This is a genomic window from Binatus soli (SeqCode) (genome assembly GCF_050015535.1).
GTDB lineage: Bacteria > Desulfobacterota > Binatia > Binatales > Binataceae > Binatus > Binatus soli.
Map to the genome: position 1 here is coordinate 42,120 of NZ_JBEKBF010000006.1, position 15,504 is coordinate 57,623.

Sequence of the window (15,504 nt, forward strand, 5' to 3'; positions counted from 1 at the left end):
GAGCCGGGGAGCATATTGGCCTCATCTGGATGCGACAATCGGTAGGTCGGATGATGGCGCGCGCGAGAGGGCGCGGCTATGATCGCGCGTGGGTTTCTCACCGAGGCCTCCTTGTCAGCGGGCAGGCACCTTTCAACTATGAAATCGATTTGATGCCGCCAGTGGTGGGGATAAGCGCTGCTACTGAAATAGACCAGCTAAACGACCGAAATATCAGCAGAAACCAGTTGCACGCATTTTCGACTAAGCGGCTGAGATGAGCCAAATTACAAATTAAATGGCTCCTAAATTGAATAGGCTCATTGTTTTAGAGCCAATTCTATGGTTAGATTTCCGCCATCCCAAAAGCGCCAGAAAGCGCAGGCACGAGAAAAAATATGGATGTGCAAACCGCTACGGAAGACACTGCGAGTTTCGACGACGAAATAGCAGCCGAAGTGAGGGCAACGAAAAAGATGAAGGGAAGAAGAACGAAGATTAAGGCCAAGGCTCCAACCCGCCTTGAGCGCGCGGAAAAACTGCGCACTCGACTGCTTCACCTCAAGGAAGAACTTGAAAATATGGGCTTTGGAGGTTTGCTCAAGCCGCCCGGACCAATCCAGCTTGTGGAAGAGCCTGACCTCGATCCAAAGACCGGGGGATACGTCGGCAAGGTGCGAGAGCCGCTGGCCGCATACATACAGCGGGTCTCTATTGCAGATAACTTCTCGCAGCGCCCGCCCTTCGACCACGTCATCGACCCGATCTACAGGCGGCTGATTCGGGATTACATCGAAGGAGCGCTGATGCCGGAATCTAAGGTGGCGGCGCTGAATCATTCAAACGGAAAGGTCGAAAAAATCGACGCCGGCCCGATCCGCTGTTCCATCATCGATGGATTGCAGCGACTGTATTGCTACTGCATCGCGATCTTACTCGTCCTATACCGTGAGCAACTTGTCGCAGATGGCGTGATTCCAAAAGACGCATGGGAATACTTCGCGGAAGTGGTCAAGGCAACTGGCGACCCGAAGGCTGCCACTGAAAAGATTCTTACTCGCCTGATGCGATATGAAGTCTTCTACAACATAGACCTTGGGGGCCTGCTGCATTTCATGGTGACTTTCAACACCGGGCAAAGGCGGATGAACCTGCCGGTTCAACTTGAAATCATGAAACGCCCACTGATCGAGGAGCTGCAAATACGCGCACAAATCAAGCTCTGGTATGAGATTGAGAAAATTCCCGGGATGACCAAGCCCAAGGAACAATTCGCTGCCTCAGACCTCATCCTGGCAACGGAAGCGTTCATCGCCAACAATGCGCAGGTCTCCGCTGCGCCCGAAGCGGATCGCTATCTCGAAGACGAAGCGTACCTAGACAAGGTGGGCGATATCGAGGATGTCGTCGCGACGCTGAAGCGAATCGCCACCGACCTTCATCCGGCGATGATGGCCGCTTACGCGAGCGATCCGTACAAGCGCTATCTGCTTTCCACTAGTAGCGCGTTCCTTTTCGGGCTAGTAGCTGCGTGCGGATACATTCGTAATACCAAGAACATGAAAGTCTTGGATGGCGAGCTAGACCGGTTGATGAACCTCATGAAGGAGGGCGGTGAAGACCCTCTCAACCTCGCGGACTATTGGTCTGCGCTAGAGCAAATTACCGCGTCACGTGGCAAGGCGACCCGCCGTTTGGTCGACGATACTTTCCGCCGATTCTTCAACGGCGCTACCAGCGGACTGGATTGGCTCGACACGGCTAAGAGCATCGGCGGTGGTGCTTAGGTTGCAAACTCTGAATGGAGACTTGCGATGATAAAATCACTGGTGTTGATCTTATTTATCATCTTAGGACTTGGATGCCTCGGCTCTTTCGCGATGGCCGCGCCCTGCGATCCTGTAAACGCTCAGGGATCGGATCTAACTAATTGGCAGGCCTACAACGCCTGTGTCGCGACGCTGGCCACCGGGACCGGCATGGTCATCGCAAGTAAGTCGGCCTGCACGCTGGCGTCAAACAGTTGGACCTGCAACCCATCCGGGTACAGCATCGGAACGCTCACCGTGACGGCCAATCAAACTATAAACATGGGGGCGGGACAGACGCCGGGCCAGTTCTTTACAATACGGCTTACCCAGGACTCTACTGGCGGCAGGGTTCCGACTTGGGGCAGTATGTTCCTGTTCCAAAATTCGATTACTAATCAGCCAAACACACTGATTCCTGAGACTTGGCCGAATGATGTTGAAGATATACTTTTTCAGTACGACGACGCCATATCGAAATGGGAGTACCTCTCTCGTTCGAGCGTTCAAGCGATTTCACCGACATTTCAGGGCAATGGCACCGGCATAGGTAATCATCCGGGTAACGCCAGCCCCAGAGCAGCCTTAGCTCTCCCCGCGAACATCGAAACAGCCGTTGCTGGCGACAACGGTGGGTTCGAGGCTGGCGAGGGCAATGGTGTTTATTTTTATTCACCACTTCAGGTTGTGTTAGTTCAATTCTGTAATTTTCGCTCAGCTCCGACACTGGCCGTATTCCGCTGCAATCTAGGAAATCAGAACTACGCAACCGATCAAACTGCACCGGTTCAAGTACCAGCGGGGGGCTGCACTGAATTTCAAGTTAATAGTGTGGCTGGCATTAATCCAGCTCCTACTGATTACGCTTCCTATGTATGTTATATCAACCCCGGCAATTCTACCAATGCCTATGAGACGTGGAATAGCGTGTACAACGAGGAGGTTCCAAGCTACTAATGCGTAAAATCTCGTTTCTTATTGCGGTCGCGTTACTATATGCGTTGTCGCCAGCGGTCGCGCAGGCGCAGTTTCTGGGCGGGTCAACCTTCACTGACAGTGATTCTGTGGTCGACACACAATCCTGGACCGGAAGTTCTGGGCAAGCCTATCCGTTTAATTCAATAGCAGCAAATCTTGAAAATCTAGCGGGAGTTATCCAAGTGCTGCTTGGAAGCTCGACCGCCTGTCAAACAATCACACCGCCCTCTGGATGGACACTGATTCCTAATTCCGTGGCTTCGGCTACTGGATTATGTCAGGCGCTTTATTTCAAAGTGTTTGGTGCGAGTGAGAGTCCTCCTTACACTTTCTCGTGGACGGGCACGCTGCCTTTTGATATGAGGACGTATGTCGTCTCGAACATTTCAGTATTTGATGTGGCAAGCAATGCCAGCGGAATTAGCACGGCACCGGCAGCGCCAACAGTCACAACCACTCTAGCTGGCGATTACCTGATGGCGTTCTTTGCTCAACTGGGCGCCGGGACGTGGACCGCGCCGACTGGCATGGGCATCGCTGTTGTAGCTGGCGACTACCAGCTTGGTACCGGGTCGTTTACCGCGCCGACTGACTCCGTGAGGTTTCTGAATCTGACAACGCAGGCATGGGCTTATCCAATCGGCGCGACGGGTACTGAAACCGCCGCTATAAGCTCATCAGCGCAGTGGGTAGCAGATCTTGTAGCGTTCAAGCCGCTGTATCCGATACTTATCTCGGGCATCGCGCAACCGCTGGCAAGTTTTGGTACTTTTGCTCCTTCTATTGAAGGCGAAACGCAAACCGAATCGGACTCAACGGCAGCCTGCTCGCTAGGGGCTACGGCTACAAGTGGCGGAACCATGCATTGTGCTATTCGCTGTAACGGGACCAACTGGATACAAACGGGCTTATAAGGCAATGAAAGCCGCCAGTACATGGTCGGTGAGATTTGGCGCGGGCGAGAAGGCGGGGCCGCGCGTTTCGCAACAGCCGCCACATCGCCGCCCGTTGTACTGTCCTGCATCGCCGAAGACGGTTACAGGGCTAGGAAAATAAACGCAGAGCAAGGAAAAAGATCCGGGGTCCCTCCGCTTCGGTCGGGATGACGGAAAGAGTCGCTGATGACGGAAAGAGTCGCTGATGATCGGAAAGAGTCGCTGATGATCGGAAAGAGTCGCTGATGACGGAAAGAGTCGCTGATGACGGAAAGAGTCGCTAAGGAAGATCAGTCGGCGGATTTGGCCGACGCAGACTTTTCGGACGACGATTTGGACTGGGAAGATGTTTTGGATGAGGACGTTTTCGACTCAGATGACGCCGACTTCGATTCCGACGCCGGCTTCGACTCGCCAGCCGCCTTCGCCGACGAATCGCTCGACTTCGCCGTTTTTCGCGGGGGCAGCATCTTTCATCGAACGACGTGCACCGAACATGTCGCGTGGCTGACAACCTTGTCGGCCGTCGTCCCGAGAAACGTGCCCCAGAGCTTCGAGTGTCCCGTGTGGCCCATCACCAAGAGATCGATGCCGGCATCTTTCACGTAGCGCACGAGCGCCTGGGCGGGATGGCCCACGCGTTTTTCCGCGACCACTTCGACACCGTACTTCTTGCCTGCCTCAAGCGCTTCATCCCGAAGCTTATCGAAGATCGCATCCGCGCGCTCGAGCTCTTCGTTAGTCTCGCTCGGAGCACCGGGATAACGAGGCATTTCCTCGATGAAGATCATCCACAGCTTCTGCTGGTCGGCCCGCGCCAGATGTAGCGCCACGTCTAGCGCCCGTCTGGAGCAATCGGAGCCGTCGAACGCGCAGGCTATATTCCGGTACATTGGCAACATTCTCCTATTCGTTAGCGGCACGAACCGGCGGTTGAGCGTGTTTTTCACGGGCCGCCTCAGCACCAGTATCGGGCATGAAGAAGCGCTCGGCAATCAGAGTCGGCACCACGGCGCTTAGAATCACGACGGTCACGAGCACGGTGTATTGAGCTTGCGATATAATGTGGTTTTCGAGACCGAAGAGTGCCGAGATGGTGCCGAACGTCAGCCCCGTGGACATCAGCATCGTCGTGTACATGCGCTCGCGCGACGGTATGCCAAAGCCGTAACTGAGCGGCCATACACCTGTAAATTTCGTCAACATTTTGATTCCCAGCAATACCATGACTAACCCCGCCGTCGGAATCAGGGCAGGCAGTGAAACGTACAGACCCGCCTTGATGAAGTAGAAGGGTGTCAGCATCGTGAATGCGATCGACCGCATCCGGTTTACCAGCACGCGGTCGTTCAGGAATACTCCGGCGACGACCAAGCCCGCGAGATAAGCCGGCAGGACCGCCTCGCTATTCGCCACCTTCGCGAGACCGCCAAGGAAGAAGAGAACCAGAAAGAGGAATTTTACTTCCGGCTCGCTCACGCGAGTCGCGCCCAAACTTTTGATAATCGCGCGCGTGCACGACGGCAGAAAATAAAGCGTCACTGCCATCAGCACCACGAACAACACCATCCAGCGATTGAAATTCGCGAAGAACACTCCCAGCGCCAGCACGGTTCCGAAGTCGTTGATGAAACAAGCCGCGAGTATCATCTTGCCAAGCTCAGTTCGGTTCAGCCCGCTCTCAACCAGCACGGCGTACACCACCGCAACCGAGGTCGTGGACAGAGCTATACCTGCGATGAGCGCCTCGTGATACGTCCAGCCAGCCACCCAGTACGCGAACGCCAGGACCCCGAGGAACGGGATGAGGAATGCAATGACGCCGATGGCCATGCTCTGTTTTAAATGTGAACGAAGCGATTCGGGGTCGATTTCCGCTCCGGCGAGGAACGTCAGCAAGCCGGCGCCGAAGGTGGCAAGGAAACTGACCCACTCGTTCGACTGAATATGAAAGGTATTGCCTGCAACGACGCCGAGCAGGATTTCGATCAACGCCACTGACACGCCCAAACGAATCGAGATCAGGCTTGCCAGGAACGCTATCCCCATCCACGCCGATGCTACGAACCAGACATTCTGCATTCGACTGCCTCCATCGCACGGCTCGCGTGCGGCGCTAATATGTTCGCGCGAGCGCTATTTCGATCGCCGCTCGTGTCGCGCCAACGAATGTCCGGTAGGGATATAAACGAAAACCCCTACCGGCCTTACGGCCTCGGTAGGGGTCGTCAGCCCTGCTCGGAGCAGAGCGGTTTTGGTGAACCCCATCACCAGTCTCGATTAACTTTAGCAGGCCGTCCTTTTCAGTCAATCGCGACGGTGTTGGGAATTATCAGCGAAAGTTGTGGCAGGGGTGACCCGCAGGGGGTGACCCCTGCACCCAATATTAGAACAAAGATGCGGGCGGAGTTCACCCTGAGCAAAGTCGTAAGGCCCTGCTAGAACGGGAGAGGGCGCGGCCGCGCGTTTCGCAACAACCGCCACATCGCCGCCCGTCGTACTGTCCCGCATCGCCGAAGACGGTTACAAGGCTAGGAAAATAAACGCAGAGCAAAGAAAAAGATCCGGGGTCCCTCCGCTTCGGTCGGGATGACGGAAAGAGTCGCTGATGACGGAAAGAATCGCTAAGGAAGGCAGCGGCGGCCCCTATTTCTTCTTGGGGTTCTTTCCGGTTCCCGCTGCTGGCGTGGCAGTTGCAGTCGCAGTCGCGGTTGCGGGCGGCGTGGGCTAGGGAACCACGCCGCCGTACTCGTACGCGCCGATGTCGCAGTCGGTGTATGTGGGCGCGGGTCGCGGTGCGCCGCGCTGGTCGAATCCCGGACAATTTGCGCTCCCGCTCGGGATCACATCGATAGCCGGACTCGTGGACTGAAGCGCGATCGTATACGTAGGCCCGCCGTTATTCGCCAACCCAGCGGCGGCGAGCAGCGGATTCTTACTATTGGCGCTCCCCGTCGCCGTAAAACCACAGGTTGCGTCGTCGGAGATGTTGTAGCCGCCGTCGGCGATCGTACCTGAGCAGTTTCCACCCGTGTCCGCGGCCAAGATGGAGTTAGTTACGGTGGCGGTGCCAGAGTTGTAGATGCCGACACCCCCGCTGTTGGCCGAGAAGGTGCTGTTGGTGACGTTCAAGGTGCCGGAATTCCAGACGCCGCCGCCGACGTTACCCGCGCTGTTGGCCGAGAAGGTGCTGTTGGTGAGGTTCAGAGTGCCAACCTCGTTGTAGATGCCGCCGCCGTTGGCAGACGCGTTGTTGCCGGAGAAGGTGCTGTTGGTGACGGTCAGCGTGCCGTTGTTTTCGATGCCGCCGCCGAACGTCGCACTACCGTTTTCAATCGTCAGGTCATTCAGGGTGAGCGTAGCGCCCCCGCTCACCGAAAGTACTCCGTAAGTACCGCCGCCGTTGATGATGATGTTCTGCCCGGTGCCATCGATCGTGAGACTAGCGGGCGAGGTATTCGTGATTGCGGTGAGCGTGCTGCCCAGCAGGATCGTGCCGGTGACGCTGAAAGTGATGAGGTCGTTGCCGGTGCCTGCGGCGCATCCGTTCACGGCGGCCTGACTGTTGGCTGCGGTGATCGCGTCGCGCAGGGCGCAAACTCCCACCGAGCCTGTATCAGCCAGCGTGTTGACGATTATCGGCTGAAGCTCGTACGCGCCGATGTCGCAATTGCTGAATCCGGGGGCGGGCCGCGGATCGCCACGCTGGTCGAATCCCGGACAATTTGCGTTCCCGACCCCGCTCGGGATCACATCGACAGCCGGACTCGCGGCCTGAAGTGCGATGGTCTGGGTGGGCCCGCCGTTATTCACCAACCCAGCGGTGGCGAGGAGAGGATTGGTGCTATTGGAGCTGCCGGTAGCCGTAAAACCACACGTAGTGTCGTCGGAGATATTGTAGCCGCCGTCGGTGACAGGCGGCGTCCCGAACCCCGCGCAGTTTCCGCCCGTGTCCGTGGCCAGGATGGAGTTAGTTACGGTGGTGGTGCCAGAATCGTTGTAGATGCCGCCGCCGTCGCCCCCGCTGTTGCCGGAGAAGGTGCTGTTGGTGACGTTCACAGTGCCCAAAATGTTGTAGATGCCGCCGCCCTCGATCCCCGCGATGTTGCCGGAGAAGGTGCTGTTGGTGACGTTCAGGGTGCCGGAATTCCAGACGCCGCCGCCCTCGATCCCCGCGCTGTTGCCGGAGAAGGTGCTGTTGGTGACGTTCAGGGTGCCGGAATTCCAGACGCCGCCGCCGTAGCTTCCCGAACTGCCGTTTTCAATCGTCAGGTCATTCAGGGTGAGCATAGCGCCCGAGTTCACCGAAAGTATTTGGTAAGCATTGAGGCCGTTGAGGCCGTTGATCGTGATGCTCTGCCCGGTCCCATCGATCGTAACCGACGTAAGACCCGTAATACTCGTGCTTAGGATTGCGGGGAGACTGCTGGTTAGCGTGATGGTGCCGGTGACGCTGAAAGTGATGTCGTCGGGGGTGCCTGCGGTGGGGACCCAGCAGTCCCCGCCCGTGGTATCCACGCCCGGGCTGTTGGCGTTGTTGATCGCTTCACGGAGCGTGCAGAACCCGTTGTCGGAAGTGCTTCCCGCGGGGTCGGCGGTGCTGTCGACGGTTAAACTAGGTGTTGCGGTTGCAGTCGGCGTTGCAGTAGCCGTGTCGGTCGCAGTCGCGGTTGCCGTCGGCGTCGCCGTATCGGTAGCCGTGTCGGTCGCGGTCGCAGTCGCGGTTGCGGTTGCAGTAGCCGTCGGCGTCGCCGTTAAGGTAGCCGTGTCGGTCGCAGTCGCCGTCGCGGTTGCCGTCGCCGTATCGGTAGCCGTGGCGGTCGCAGTCGCGGTTGCGGTTGCCGTCGCCGTTGCAGTCTGAGTGGCGGTTGCAGTCGCCGTCGGCGTCGCGGTTAAGGTAGCCGTGTCGGTCGCAGTCGCCGTCGCAGTTGGCGTTGCCGTTAAAGTCGCAGTTGCAGTCGCGGTTGCCGTCGGCGTCGCCGTATCGGTAGCCGTGGCGGTCGCAGTCGCGGTTGCCGTCGCCGTATCGGTAGCCGTGGCGGTCGCAGTCGCGGTTGCCGTCGCCGTATCGGTAGCCGTGGCGGTCGCAGTCGCGGTTGCGGTTGCCGTCGCCGTTGCAGTCTGAGTGGCGGTTGCAGTCGCCGTCGGCGTCGCGGTTAAGGTAGCCGTGTCGGTCGCAGTCGCCGTTGCAGTCGCGGTTGCGGTCGCCGTCGCAGTTGGCGTTGCCGTTAAAGTTGCAGTTGCAGTCGCGGTTGCCGTCGCCGTTGCAGTCTGAGTGGCAGTTGCAGTTGCTGTCGCCGTAGCGGTTGCGCTCGCGGTCGGGGTAGCGGTCGCGGTCGGGGTCGGAGTCGGCGGGATCGGCACGCTCGGATCGCCGAAGGGGCAGGTGCAGACGCCCTGACCGGTACCCAACTTAAGGATATCGGCGCACGCTTCCGGCAGTGAGCCGGTCAGTGAGGCGAGTTCCTCCGCATGCGGAACATCGGCCTGGAACGCGTCTTCGGTGATCTGGGTATTCTGTATGTGGTCCGCCCAAGCCACCAGTTTCGAACCGACGGTCAGCGTCAAACCGGCGCCCGACGCGGTAGGATCGCAGCAGACGCTGGTGCTGGGGTCGCAAAACACGTCATCTCCGGGCGGATCCCCCGGTGTGGAATTTGGCAAGCTCGAGAGAATACGGATCACGCCGTCGTGGAGGATGGTCCCTAACGCCACCGGGTTGTTCGCCAATTGGGTTGAGATGTTGAAGGTCAACAGAGCATCCGCGGTCAGCGGGCATCCGCAGCAGGCCTGCATCGCCTGCTCAGTATTGAAGACGTAGATCATCGCGCAAGTTTCGCCCGCTATCGCGTAGGGGGCCGTGGCCGTTGGATCTCCCTCGAGGGGAGCAATGATATTGACGTAGGCCTGTCCGCCGGTGGTGTTGGCGTTGCTGAAATAATTCTGCAACTCCTGCCCGGCCTCTTCGGACTCTGCCGCCGCCCTGCCTGACCACGCGAACGTCGCGATGGCCACGGCCAGCAGGATGATCGTGCTTGTGCTCAGAACTCTATTAGCTGAAAGCGCTAAGGCCCACACACGCTTCATGGTAGAGTTTCCTCCCCTGTCTCGCGTAACGGTTAGCCTTCCCCACCAACGTTAGCGTGGGGATGGTATCATGAACAGGGTTAGCGCTGTCAACTGAAAGTGTGTTCTTAGTGTGACATTAAGTTTAGACTTGAGGGACGGGATTTCCGGCGCAACCGGAGCGCGAGTGAATCGCGGGATCAGGGCGCGCGGAATTGAAACTGGTCCGAAGACGCCGGCATCAAGCGGTGTTCTCGCTCACGTGCGCCGTGCGTTTCGCAACAACCGCCACGCAGAGCAAAGAAAAAGATCCGGGGTCCCTCCGCTTCGGTCGGGATGACAGAGAGAGTCGCTGATGACGGAGAGAGTCGCTGATAACGGAAAGAGTCGCTAAGGAAGGCGGCGGTGGCCCCTATTTCTTCTTGGGGTCCTTGCCGGTTCCCGACAGAGAAACGGACTGCGGCGAGCCGATCACGTTGTCATTGATGGTCAACTCTCCGCTTTGCGGCGTCGTGTTCGTCGGCGTGAAGGTCACCGATACGTTGCAACTCTTGCCGGGATCGAGCGTTTTTTCGCATTCCGACTTGACCGCGAACACCGATGGCGACGCGCTCTCGCTCTCGATGCTCACCGCCAGACCTGTTCTCTTCTTACCCGCGTTCTTGATCGTGACCGTCTTGGGCGCGCTGGTAGTTCCGACTGCCACCTTTTTTCCGAATGCCAGCGAACTGGGACTGATGGTCAGCTTCTCCGAGATAGGAGTCGGCGTGGCGGTCGGCGTCGCAGTTGCGGTCGGCGTTGGCGTCGCAGCAGTCGCGGTCGGCGTTGATGTGCCGCCGGTCTTCGTCGTTGGCGTCGGGGTGGCTGTCGGCGTGCCGCCGGTCTTGGTCGACGTTGGCGTCGGGGTGGCTGTCGGCGTGCCGCCGGTCTTGGTCGACGTTGGCGTCGGAGTGGCTGTCGGCGTGCCGCCGGTACTCGTTGCAATCGCCGTTGGCGTGGCGGTCGCGGTCGCGGTTGCCGTCGCCGTTGGAGTGCCGGCCGGCGTTGCTGTTGGGGTTGCGGTAACCGCCAGCAGCGGCTGGTTGTACTTCAGCACCCGGCTGTTACCGAAATCAGCCACGTAGAGGTTACCGGACTCGTCCACTGCGACTCCTTTCGGGTCGCTCAGGCTGTTGGCGCTGATCCCAGTGCATGCAAACGACGTGAAACTGGCGCACGTGCCAAAGACCCTGTCGCCGATGGTGCCGGTGCTAAGCGGAGTGTTGTACTCCAGCACCCGGTCGTTGACGCTATCGGCTACGTAGACGTTGCCCGACGCGTCCACCGCGACGCCGGTTGGAACGCACAGGCTGCTGGCGCTGATCCCGCCGTCATTGCATTTTCTCGACGTAAAGTTCCCGCCTTGGCCAAAGACCGTATCTGCCGTGGTGTCGCCAGCGCCGATTTCGCCACTGCCCGCATTGAGCGGAGTGTTGTACTCCAACACCCGGTGGTTGTTGCTTCCATCCGCCACGTAGAGGTTGCCCGCGCCGTCCACTGCGACTCCAGATGGAGAGCAGAGGTCATTGGCGGAGGGCGACCTGAGAGCGGGGAGAATGTCGCCGCCGTCGAAATTGCACGCGTTCGACGTGAAGCTTCCGCCCTGGCCAAAGACCATATTGGCAGCGGCACCGGTGCTCAGCGGGGCGTTGTACTCCAGCACCCGGCTGTTGGTTCCATCCGCCACATAAAGGTTGCCCGCGCCATCCACCGCGACTCCATTTGGTTTGCAAAGGCTGCCGGCGCCGGTGGCGTTGCAATTAGAGGAGATAAAATCGGGCTGCCCGATCACCAGGTCGGCAGGAGCGCCGTTGGTGAACGAGTCCGCGTCTGTCCAGCCCAGCACCCGGTTGTTGTTTTCATCCGCCACGTAAACTCGATTTGGCGTGGCGCTGGCGTCGATCGCCACCGCATCAGGACTAGACAGCCCTTTAGCGTCCACCAGGTTGGGCGTCGAATGGGTGAAATCGAGCTGTGCCCCAGCACACCGTCGGCAGTGGTGCCGCTCGCGACCACGATAGCCGCATACAGCGCGACGGCAATCATCCCGGCCGCAATCCCCAACGGCCGCCAATGCCATCCCGTGGCGCGCACAACTTGGAACTTCATCACTCGGTCGTTCCGAGTTGTAACTGGCAATTAAGCCGGAATTTCCGTTTTGAGTCTCCGATTCCAGCTTTGCTATAGACCCGACGGCCTCCATGTGCAAGCGGTCGGAGCTTTTCCTTGGTCTTGCTGAAGCTGATGCGCACTCTCGCTCACTTGCGCCGCGCGTCTCATTGCCAAATTATTCTCGGGCGCGTCGAGCGTGTTTCTCTAAGAGGATTAGTCGGCGGCTTTGGCCGACGCAGACTTTTCAGACGACGATTTGGACTCCGAGGACGTTTTTTTGGATTCCGATGACGCCGATTTGGATTCCGACGCCGGCTTCGACTCGCCAGCCGCCTTCGCCGACGAATCGCTCGACGATGCCGTACTACCGTTGGTCGCGGGCGTGGCCGGCGGCGCCGTTGAATCCGAGTCCGCGCTGCTCGGGGTGCTCTTCTTGGCGTAGTCGCTCGCGTACCATCCGCTGCCCTTCAGGATGAACGAGCCGCGCGACATCTGCCGCTCGACCTTGCTGTTGCAGGTAGGACATTTCTTGAGCGGGGATTCCTTAATCCCCTGCATCGCCTCGAACACGCCGCATTTGTTGCACTTGTATTCGTAAATTGGCATCGCAAAACCCAGACTGCTAATCGAAAACCTCTCCCTACCCCCCCTAAATAACCACGAAAAGCAACGCAGTCAACCGAAACGCCGACTGTTCGCCTTCGATTCGCCTCGGTCTCGCCGGCAGACGTTACTTTGGTCTGCCAATATCCCGCAGTCGTGAGGCCGCCTTGTCCGGCTCATGCGTGACGATTCGGATCGTCTTGCGACGCGAGGTTGCCCCACGAACGATCAGCAGCGCCGATCGCGGGACGCGCAGCTCACCGGCGAGATACTCGATCAGTTCGTCGTTCGCTTTGCCTTTTTGTGGCCCTGAATGGACGCCGACGACGAGGCGCTCTCCACTCGTGCCGATGACGCCTCGGCGCGAGGCGCCCGGCCGAGCCGTTACCTCGATCGTTACCTCGCCGTCGGCCACTCGCATCCAGGGCGTGTATCCCGCCGGTGGATTGCCGCCCGGATTCACACGGATGCGGGAATCAGCGCGTGCACCACGCTCGGAATGACGACGCGCTGGATGAGCTGGATGACAATAATCACGATCAGCGGTGAAAAATCGATTCCGCCGAACACCACCGGGATATGTTCGCGGAACCATTCGAAGACCGGCTCCGTGATCGAATAGATGAAGCGGACGATCGGATTGTACGGATTCGGCTCGATCCACGTCATCAACGCGGAAATGATCACGACATACAAATAGAGCGTCAGCAAACCGTCGAGGGTCTGCGCGATGAAGATAATCAGGTTGGTCCAGGCGTACACGCGATGGCGCTCCCGCTAGTTGATCCCGCGGCCAAGTTCGCGTGAGCGATCGCTGGCGGCGTGCAATGCGGCGGCCACGATATCAGAAAAGCCATGCTCGGCGAATCGGCGCAGCGCGGCCTCGGTTGTGCCGCCCGGCGAAGCGACCGCCGCAATCAAGTCGGAGACCTCGCGCTTGGACTCGCGCATCAGGTGTTCGGCGCCACGAATCGTCTTCAGCGCCATCCGGATTGCCAGTTCGCGCGGGAGTCCCTCGCTCACCGCAGCATCCGCCATCGCTTTGGCGAACAGGTAAACGTAAGCGGGGCCGCTGCCCGAGAGGGCAGTGACCACGTCCAGGAGATTTTCGTCCTTGAGCGCGACGGCGTCGCCTACCGCCCTGAAGATGCGCAGCGCGAACGCCTCATCTCCCGCCGACGCTCCGCGCGCACGCACCATCGCCGCCATCCCATGGCCCACCATCGCGGGCGCGTTCGGCATCACGCGGATCACTCGCGCGCGCTTACCCAGCCCGCGGGTCAGCCGCGCAATCGTCACACCGGCGGCAATCGAAATGAACAGCTTGCCTTTGCCGGCCGCTTTTCCGCCCGCTTTCGCCAGTTCTGCCGCGATTTCCGCCATCACCGCATCGATCGTCTGCGGCTTGACGGCGAGCAGGACGGCCCCGGCCTCGCGCACGACCTCGGCATTGTCGTCCGTCGTCGCGATCTTGAGCGCGCGGGCGAGTTTGCGCCGGCGCTCCGGCGCAACGTCGGACACAATAATTTCGGCCGGCTTGAATACCTTGTGCTGGATCAGGCCGTGCGCGAGCGCCTCGGCCATGTTACCGCCGCCGATGAATCCGAGTTTTTTCATTGTTTCACGTTTTCACGCTGTGCGTCCGCCGAATACCGCGCGTCCGATCCGCACGATCGTCGAGCCTTCCTCGATGGCGATTTCGAAGTCGTCGGTCATCCCCATCGAGAGTTCGCTTAGCGCAAGCCCCGATTGCACTGCAAGGCGATCGCGCATCTCGCGCAGGCGCGCGAAGTAGGGACGCGTCGTCTCGGCGATCGCGGCGGGCGGCGGAATCGTCATCAGGCCCTCGATTTCGATTTTGCCGCGAGCCGCGTCCAGGAGGGTGGCGACTCTGTCCGGAGCGACTCCACTCTTGCTCGCCTCGGCGCCGAGATTCACTTCGATGAGTGCGTGGACGCGCGGCGACGGTTGCGCCCGGCCCAGCGCCTCGGCCAGGCGGACAGAATCGACGCTGTGAATGAGCGAGAATGCGCTTGCGGCCGCCTTTGCCTTGTTGGTTTGGAGATGGCCGATCAGATGCCATCGAATTTCCGTCAAGTCCGCCAGCTCGGCGCGCTTCGCAATCGCCTCCTGGACGTAGTTCTCACCGAAATCGCGCGCGCCTGCCCGCGATGCGGCGCGAATCGCCTCGCTTGGCTGCGTCTTGCTCGCGAGCACGAGACGAATCGAGGCGGGATTGCGGCCGGCGCGGCGGGCAGCCACGGCGATCCGCGCTCGCACGGTCTCCAGCCGCCGTTCAATTTCATTTCCAATCGACATTTCCACGACCTTGGCTAAGCAGGCTTCACGCCCCATCGCGCGAGCGCCGCGACGACGCGCTCTGTCGGCAGGCCCATCACGTTGTCGCGCGATCCTTCGACGTGGGAAATAAATCCTCCGCCAACGCCTTGAATCCCGTAAGCCCCGGCCTTGTCGAACGGTTCTTCGGTAGCGATGTAATCGTCGATTTCGGCCTCGGCCAGCCTGCGAAAAGTGACCTGGCTCTCGACCGGCGAACTCTCCAGGATCTTTCCGCCCCGCGCCAATGCAAACGCGGTCACGACCGTGTGGGTGCGTCCGGAGAGCATCTCGAGCATCCGGCGCGCATCGTCCTCATTGGCAGGCTTTTCCAGAATTCGAGTCTCGCACACCACGATGGTGTCGGCGCCAATCACAATCGCTGCCGGGAATCGCGCTGAAACCGCGCCGGCCTTTCCCCGCGCCATCCTGAGTGCGTAGTCGCGCGCCGACTCGCCCGCGACGTGCCGCTCCGGCACGAAGCTTTCGATCGCCTCGAACTCAATTCCCGCTGCCCCCAACAGTTGACGGCGGCGCGGCGACGCCGAGGCAAGAATCACTTTGGTTGAATTGCCCATCGAGGATTTGCGCGCACGCTTCACGAATCAGGTTACCGACTGTTGCCAGACGCCGCACGCGCCCGCAAC

General features: G+C 59.6%; 15 protein-coding genes and 1 riboswitch. Of the genes, 5 read left to right on the forward strand and 10 right to left on the reverse strand.

The window, feature by feature from the left end; genetic code table 11:
* Positions 1 to 377 precede the first annotated feature (377 nt).
* Genes ABR989_RS05905 through ABR989_RS05915 form a run of 3 tightly spaced genes read left to right on the forward strand, consistent with a single transcriptional unit; the run spans position 378 to position 3,679 of the window.
* Positions 378 to 1,766 carry a hypothetical protein gene (locus tag ABR989_RS05905; RefSeq protein WP_428126506.1) on the forward strand — a complete coding sequence of 463 codons (1,389 nt, stop codon included), beginning with the start codon at positions 378 to 380 and terminating at the stop codon, positions 1,764 to 1,766.
* A 27-nt stretch (positions 1,767 to 1,793) separates the two neighbouring features.
* Complete coding sequence (locus ABR989_RS05910) at positions 1,794 to 2,744, forward strand: hypothetical protein (protein WP_428126509.1); 951 nt, start codon at positions 1,794 to 1,796, stop codon at positions 2,742 to 2,744.
* Positions 2,744 to 3,679: a hypothetical protein gene (locus tag ABR989_RS05915; protein ID WP_428126512.1), complete on the forward strand. Its 936-nt coding sequence runs from the start codon at positions 2,744 to 2,746 to the stop codon at positions 3,677 to 3,679. The genes ABR989_RS05910 and ABR989_RS05915 overlap by 1 nt, the downstream gene beginning before the upstream one ends.
* 494 nt (positions 3,680 to 4,173) lie before the next feature.
* On the opposite strand, the gene ABR989_RS05920 is transcribed toward ABR989_RS05915, so the two are convergent.
* Both ABR989_RS05920 and ABR989_RS05925 read right to left on the reverse strand, forming a co-directional pair.
* A complete protein-coding gene (locus ABR989_RS05920; RefSeq protein ID WP_428126515.1) occupies positions 4,174 to 4,593 on the reverse strand; it encodes a universal stress protein in 420 nt (139 codons plus the stop codon).
* A 13-nt stretch (positions 4,594 to 4,606) separates the two neighbouring features.
* Positions 4,607 to 5,782, reverse strand: coding sequence for a cation:proton antiporter (locus tag ABR989_RS05925; RefSeq protein WP_428126517.1), 1,176 nt, complete (start codon positions 5,780 to 5,782; stop codon positions 4,607 to 4,609).
* Positions 5,783 to 5,912: 130 nt separating this feature from the next.
* A riboswitch (Fluoride riboswitch) is annotated at positions 5,913 to 5,981 on the reverse strand.
* Positions 5,982 to 6,308: 327 nt separating this feature from the next.
* Here ABR989_RS05925 and ABR989_RS05930 point away from each other — a divergent pair.
* Positions 6,309 to 6,431: a hypothetical protein gene (locus ABR989_RS05930; protein WP_428126519.1), complete on the forward strand. Its 123-nt coding sequence runs from the start codon at positions 6,309 to 6,311 to the stop codon at positions 6,429 to 6,431.
* On the opposite strand, the gene ABR989_RS05935 is transcribed toward ABR989_RS05930, so the two are convergent.
* Both ABR989_RS05935 and ABR989_RS05940 read right to left on the reverse strand, forming a co-directional pair.
* Positions 6,428 to 9,787, reverse strand: a complete 3,360-nt coding sequence (locus ABR989_RS05935) for a choice-of-anchor Q domain-containing protein (RefSeq protein WP_428126521.1) — start codon at positions 9,785 to 9,787, stop codon at positions 6,428 to 6,430. The genes ABR989_RS05930 and ABR989_RS05935 overlap by 4 nt on opposite strands.
* Positions 9,788 to 10,178: 391 nt before the next feature.
* Positions 10,179 to 11,747, reverse strand: coding sequence for a choice-of-anchor D domain-containing protein (locus tag ABR989_RS05940; RefSeq protein WP_428126523.1), 1,569 nt, complete (start codon positions 11,745 to 11,747; stop codon positions 10,179 to 10,181).
* Between the two features lie 15 nt (positions 11,748 to 11,762).
* Between ABR989_RS05940 and ABR989_RS05945 the strand changes: the two genes are divergently transcribed.
* Positions 11,763 to 11,948, forward strand: coding sequence for a hypothetical protein (locus ABR989_RS05945; protein WP_428126525.1), 186 nt, complete (start codon positions 11,763 to 11,765; stop codon positions 11,946 to 11,948).
* 182 nt (positions 11,949 to 12,130) lie between these two features.
* Here ABR989_RS05945 and ABR989_RS05950 read toward each other — a convergent pair whose 3' ends face one another.
* From ABR989_RS05950 to ABR989_RS05975, 6 genes are all read right to left on the reverse strand, one after another.
* On the reverse strand, positions 12,131 to 12,523 hold the full coding sequence (locus tag ABR989_RS05950) for an FmdB family zinc ribbon protein (RefSeq protein WP_428126528.1): 393 nt from the start codon (positions 12,521 to 12,523) through the stop codon (positions 12,131 to 12,133).
* A 124-nt stretch (positions 12,524 to 12,647) separates the two neighbouring features.
* Complete coding sequence (locus ABR989_RS05955; RefSeq protein WP_428126530.1) at positions 12,648 to 12,941, reverse strand: DUF167 domain-containing protein; 294 nt, start codon at positions 12,939 to 12,941, stop codon at positions 12,648 to 12,650.
* A 38-nt stretch (positions 12,942 to 12,979) separates the two neighbouring features.
* Positions 12,980 to 13,282 (reverse strand): YggT family protein, encoded by a 303-nt coding sequence (locus ABR989_RS05960; protein WP_428126532.1) that lies wholly within the window; start codon positions 13,280 to 13,282, stop codon positions 12,980 to 12,982.
* Between the two features lie 15 nt (positions 13,283 to 13,297).
* Positions 13,298 to 14,137 (reverse strand): pyrroline-5-carboxylate reductase, encoded by an 840-nt coding sequence (proC, locus tag ABR989_RS05965; protein WP_428126535.1) that lies wholly within the window; start codon positions 14,135 to 14,137, stop codon positions 13,298 to 13,300.
* 12 nt (positions 14,138 to 14,149) lie between these two features.
* A complete protein-coding gene (locus ABR989_RS05970) occupies positions 14,150 to 14,839 on the reverse strand; it encodes a YggS family pyridoxal phosphate-dependent enzyme (RefSeq protein WP_428126537.1) in 690 nt (229 codons plus the stop codon).
* Between the two features lie 14 nt (positions 14,840 to 14,853).
* Positions 14,854 to 15,435: a Maf family protein gene (locus ABR989_RS05975; RefSeq protein WP_428126540.1), complete on the reverse strand. Its 582-nt coding sequence runs from the start codon at positions 15,433 to 15,435 to the stop codon at positions 14,854 to 14,856.
* Between the last annotated feature and the right edge of the window lie 69 nt (positions 15,436 to 15,504).

Bases quoted from the DNA above. Each gene is read 5' to 3' on its own strand.
- ABR989_RS05905 (WP_428126506.1), top strand. From the start codon at position 378: ATGGATGTGCAAACCGCTACGGAAGACACTGCGAGTTTCGACGACGAA.
- ABR989_RS05910 (WP_428126509.1), top strand. From the start codon at position 1,794: ATGATAAAATCACTGGTGTTGATCTTATTTATCATCTTAGGACTTGGA.
- ABR989_RS05915 (WP_428126512.1), top strand. From the start codon at position 2,744: ATGCGTAAAATCTCGTTTCTTATTGCGGTCGCGTTACTATATGCGTTG.
- ABR989_RS05920 (WP_428126515.1), bottom strand. From the start codon at position 4,593: ATGTACCGGAATATAGCCTGCGCGTTCGACGGCTCCGATTGCTCCAGA.
- ABR989_RS05925 (WP_428126517.1), bottom strand. From the start codon at position 5,782: ATGCAGAATGTCTGGTTCGTAGCATCGGCGTGGATGGGGATAGCGTTC.
- ABR989_RS05930 (WP_428126519.1), top strand. From the start codon at position 6,309: ATGACGGAAAGAATCGCTAAGGAAGGCAGCGGCGGCCCCTATTTCTTC.
- ABR989_RS05935 (WP_428126521.1), bottom strand. From the start codon at position 9,787: ATGAAGCGTGTGTGGGCCTTAGCGCTTTCAGCTAATAGAGTTCTGAGC.
- ABR989_RS05945 (WP_428126525.1), top strand. From the start codon at position 11,763: ATGGGTGAAATCGAGCTGTGCCCCAGCACACCGTCGGCAGTGGTGCCG.
- ABR989_RS05950 (WP_428126528.1), bottom strand. From the start codon at position 12,523: ATGCCAATTTACGAATACAAGTGCAACAAATGCGGCGTGTTCGAGGCG.
- ABR989_RS05955 (WP_428126530.1), bottom strand. From the start codon at position 12,941: ATGCGAGTGGCCGACGGCGAGGTAACGATCGAGGTAACGGCTCGGCCG.
- proC (WP_428126535.1), bottom strand. From the start codon at position 14,137: ATGAAAAAACTCGGATTCATCGGCGGCGGTAACATGGCCGAGGCGCTC.
- ABR989_RS05970 (WP_428126537.1), bottom strand. From the start codon at position 14,839: ATGTCGATTGGAAATGAAATTGAACGGCGGCTGGAGACCGTGCGAGCG.
- ABR989_RS05975 (WP_428126540.1), bottom strand. From the start codon at position 15,435: ATGGGCAATTCAACCAAAGTGATTCTTGCCTCGGCGTCGCCGCGCCGC.